Raw genomic sequence first — 3,966 nt, forward strand, 5'->3', positions numbered from 1 at the left:
CGGAGCGCCCGCTGGCGCTGGCGTGCCTTGCGCACGGCGCCTGGCATATCGAACACGCATGCAACGAGGAAACCAGCATGGAACAAGGGACCGAGGCCACGCTGCGCGGCAGCCAGCTCGATGACGCCAACATCGTATTGACCGCGGTGGCGGAAGTGGGGCGCCTGTCGTTGTCGCTCGACACGCTGCGCGAACTGCAGGCCGGGCAGACGCTGGAGCTCGCCCATGCCAGCCACGGCCGGGTCACGCTGACGGTCTCGGGGCACGCGGTCGCCAGCGGCACGCTGCTGCGCGTCGGCGACAAGCTGGTGATGCGGATCGAGTGAAGGCCGGTGATTTCAGGCATGGGCCCGATGCCGGCGCTTGCCGGGCATGCCGAGAATGATCGCTCACCCACGGACCAGATCATGTCGCTTGCCGATCATCCTCTGCAGCTGATCCTGCTGCTGTTCGCGCTGTCGTTGCTGCCGCTGTTCATCGTGATGGGAACGGCCTTCCTGAAGATCTCGATCGTGCTGTCCACGTTGCGCAACGCGCTCGGCATCCAGCAGATTCCGCCGAACATGGCGATCTACGGGCTGTCGCTGGTGCTGACGCTGTTCATCATGGCGCCGGTGGGCATCGCGATCGGCGACAACCTGAAGGCCAATCCGATCAAGATGGAAGCGCCGGACCTGTTCGGCCAGGTCGAAACCCGTGTGCTCGAACCCTACCGCGAGTTCATCAAGGGCAAGGCGAGCCCGCAGCAGGTCCGCTTCTTCATGGACATCGGCGAAAAGATGTGGCCCGAGCCCTATCGCAACCGGATCCCGGACGACTCGCTGGTGGTGCTGATCCCGGCGTTCACCGTCAGCGAACTGGTCGAGGCCTTCAAGATCGGCCTGCTGCTGTACCTGCCGTTCGTCGCCATCGACCTGATCGTCTCCAACGTGCTGCTGGCGATGGGGATGATGATGGTGTCCCCCGTGACGATCTCGCTGCCGATCAAGCTGCTGGTGTTCGTGCTGATCGGCGGTTGGGAAAAGTTGCTCGGCCAGCTGATCCAGTCCTATCTATGAGCAACGAAATCATTGCGCAGCTGGCGTCGAACCTGCTGTGGCTGGTGCTGATGCTGTCGCTGCCGGTCGTGGTCGTCGCCTCGGTGGTCGGCGTGCTGGTCAGCCTCGTGCAGGCGCTGACCCAGGTCCAGGACCAGACCATCCAGTTCCTGCTGAAGCTGATCGCGGTCTGCGTCACGCTGGTGATGACCTATCACTGGATGGGCGCCACGCTGATCGGCTATACGAACATGGCGTTCGAGCAGATTTCCGTGATGGGGAAATAGGTGGACGGCTGGCAGCATATCGTTCCGACGCTCGCCCTGACGATGCTGCGTCCACTCGGCATGCTCGTGCTGATGCCGATGTTTTCGGCACGCGCGCTCGGCGGCGGCCTGATCCGCAATGCGCTGGTGCTGGTGATGGCGCTGCCCGCGCTGCCGATGCAGCTCGGGCATGCCGCCGAACTCGCGGGCCGCCTCGGCGAGCTGTCGGTGCCGTCCCTCGCCGTGCTGGTGATGCAGGAGTTCGTGATCGGACTGGTGATGGGCTTCTGCGCGACCATTCCGTTCTGGGCGATCGACATGGCCAGTACTGTGATCGACACCGTGCGGGGGACCTCGATGGCGTCGGTGCTGAACCCGATGCTGGAAGAACAGTCGTCGGTGTTCGGCGTGCTGTTTACGCAGGTCCTTGCCGTACTGTTCCTGGTCGGCGGAGGCTTCAACGCGATGCTGACCGCGCTCTATGCGTCGTATCAGAGCATGCCGATGCTCGGCGGCTGGCATCTGTCGGCGAGCTTCCCCGGGTTTATCGCGCACCAGTGGCAGATGATGATGGAGCTGTGCATCGGCTTCGCGCTGCCCGCGCTGGTGGTGATGGTGCTGATCGACGCCGCGCTGGGCCTGGTCAACCGCTCGGCGCAGCAATTGAACGTGTTCTTTGTCGCGATGCCGATCAAGAGCGCGCTGGCGCTGTTCGTGCTGGCGATCGGCATGAGCTACGCGCTCGGCGCCTTCCAGCAGCGCTTCGACGCGTTCGGCGGCGTGGTCGCCAATCTGCTCGGGACCATGCGATGACCGAGAAGACCGAACAGCCGACGCCGAAGAAGATCCGCGACGCGCGCCAGGAAGGCCAGATCGCCAAGAGCGTGGAGATTGCCACCGGCATCCAGCTGGCGGTGCTGCTCGGCTATTTCTGGGTGCGTGGCGAGGACATCGTCGACGCCTTCCAGAACATCATCGAGGTGGCGATTGCCAGCATCGGCGAGCCGCTGCGGGTCGCCATGGGGCGCGTGGCGACGGTTACCGGCATGCTGATGCTGCATCTGCTGGCGCCGGTCGGCATCGTGCTGGTTCTGGCCACCGTCGGCGTGGTCATGGCGCAGATCGGTCCGCTGTTCGCGCCGAAGTTCATCAAGCCGAAGGGCGAGCGCGTCAGTCCGCTGAAGAACGCGAAGCAGCTGTTCTCGCTGCGCTCGCTGTTCGAGTTCGGCAAGTCGCTGCTCAAGGTGTCGATCCTCAGCATTGCCTTCTATCTGCTGATCAAGCGCTACCTCTACTCCTTCCAGTTCCTGCCGCTGTGCGGTACCGAATGCGGGCTGCGGGTCACCGGCGTGCTGATCGGCTGGCTGTGGGGAATCCTGGTGCTGTTCTACGTGGTGTTCGCCATCGCCGACCTGGCGTTCCAGAAGCGCAGCCTGACCAGGCAGCTGATGATGAGCCGCGACGAGATCCAGAAGGAATTCAAGAACACCGAGGGCGACCCGCACATCAAGCACAAGCGCAAGGAGATCCATCGCGATATCCAGAGCGGCAGCATGGCGGCGAATGTCAAGCGGTCGACCGCGGTGGTGCGCAACCCCACCCATGTCGCGGTCTGCCTGTATTTCGTGCCCGGCGAGACGCCGCTGCCGCAGGTCATCGAGAAGGGCGCCGATGCGCGCGCGAGACGAATGATCGCCATCGCCGAGGAGGCCGGCGTGCCGATGGTCGAGCAGGTCCATGTCGCGCGCCGGCTGTATGCGCGGACCGACGTCGGCGACTACATCCCCGCCGAGCTGTTCGAGCCGGTGGCCGAGATCCTGAGCCTGGTCAGCGAGATGAGGCAGGCGGAGCAGGCGCTGGACGGCGATCTGGACGGCGATCCGGACGAGGAACCGGACGAGGAACCGGACGCCGATTCGGAACGCGACACCGAAGCCGGCACCGATTCCGATACCGATACCGATACCGATACCGATACCGATACCGATACCGATACCGACGCCGCCAGCCCGAAGCCGGGCCCGGACGGTCGCGGCGACCCTCGCGGCGATGGCGGCCGCGACCCACGTTCCGATCCTCGTCGCCCGGCCGATCGCTAGGCCGGCACCAGGGACGGTTCCCCAATTGGAGAGCGTTTTCGTGATGAGGACGATAACGGCGGTCCCGGTGATCGCCTTGCTCGGCGGCCTGACGGCTGGTGTTGCTCACGCCGGCGATCCCGCGCCGGCGGCGGCGTGGACCGCGATCGAGCCGCGAGCGGAGCTTGGCGACGACAAGGGCGGTGGCCGGCCCGCCGGTGCTTTCGGCAATGTCTGGGGCGTGCAGAGCGCCGCGGAGCGGGAGGCGAGGGCCATCGCCGATAGCGAGCGCGGTGCATCGCCTGCCGCGACGTCGCCAATGCCAACGGCGCCTGCCGCGCCAGCGCCCGCGATCCGGCAACCTCGCGGCGGAGGTGGCGTCGATGTCGGCCGGCTGGCGCTCAGCACGCTGGCGCGGCACGCTGCGCGCGCCATGGGGCAGGACAACGCGCGCGTGCTGGGTCTCGATGCCATCGCGCCGACCGTCGAATCGCCGATGGCCCGCGCCGATGCGCAACCGCCGGCGCCCGCGGCGCCGCACGCGCGCACCGTCGCCTTCCAGCCAGGTTGGGCTGGAGAGGGCAG

5 protein-coding genes and 1 pseudogene are annotated in these 3,966 nt (G+C 66.0%); all 6 read left to right on the forward strand.

Translation table 11 applies throughout. The features are described from left to right. Positions 1–326: FliM/FliN family flagellar motor switch protein (locus B551_RS14865; RefSeq protein ID WP_043439928.1), on the forward strand; the 326-nt coding region annotated here is incomplete at its 5' end. An 81-nt stretch (positions 327–407) separates the two neighbouring features. Continuing rightward, complete coding sequence (sctR, locus tag B551_RS14870; RefSeq protein WP_006579920.1) at positions 408–1,058, forward strand: type III secretion system export apparatus subunit SctR; 651 nt, start codon at positions 408–410, stop codon at positions 1,056–1,058. Next, positions 1,055–1,324 carry a type III secretion system export apparatus subunit SctS gene (gene sctS, locus B551_RS14875; RefSeq protein WP_006579921.1) on the forward strand — a complete coding sequence of 90 codons (270 nt, stop codon included), beginning with the start codon at positions 1,055–1,057 and terminating at the stop codon, positions 1,322–1,324. Before sctR ends, sctS begins: the two co-directional genes overlap by 4 nt. Next, a complete protein-coding gene (gene sctT, locus B551_RS14880; protein WP_006579922.1) occupies positions 1,325–2,116 on the forward strand; it encodes a type III secretion system export apparatus subunit SctT in 792 nt (263 codons plus the stop codon). Continuing rightward, positions 2,113–3,402, forward strand: a complete 1,290-nt coding sequence (locus B551_RS14885) for an EscU/YscU/HrcU family type III secretion system export apparatus switch protein (protein ID WP_006579923.1) — start codon at positions 2,113–2,115, stop codon at positions 3,400–3,402. Before sctT ends, B551_RS14885 begins: the two co-directional genes overlap by 4 nt. A gap of 43 nt (positions 3,403–3,445) precedes the next feature. Further along, positions 3,446–3,966, forward strand: a pseudogene (locus tag B551_RS14890) (hypothetical protein); the annotation flags it as partial.

It is taken from the genome of Cupriavidus sp. HPC(L), from assembly GCF_000307735.3.
Classification (GTDB): Bacteria; Pseudomonadota; Gammaproteobacteria; order Burkholderiales; family Burkholderiaceae; genus Cupriavidus.

Coding starts and splice junctions, on each gene's coding strand:
- sctR (WP_006579920.1), top strand. CDS start 408: ATGTCGCTTGCCGATCATCCTCTGCAGCTGATCCTGCTGCTGTTCGCG.
- sctS (WP_006579921.1), top strand. CDS start 1,055: ATGAGCAACGAAATCATTGCGCAGCTGGCGTCGAACCTGCTGTGGCTG.
- B551_RS14885 (WP_006579923.1), top strand. CDS start 2,113: ATGACCGAGAAGACCGAACAGCCGACGCCGAAGAAGATCCGCGACGCG.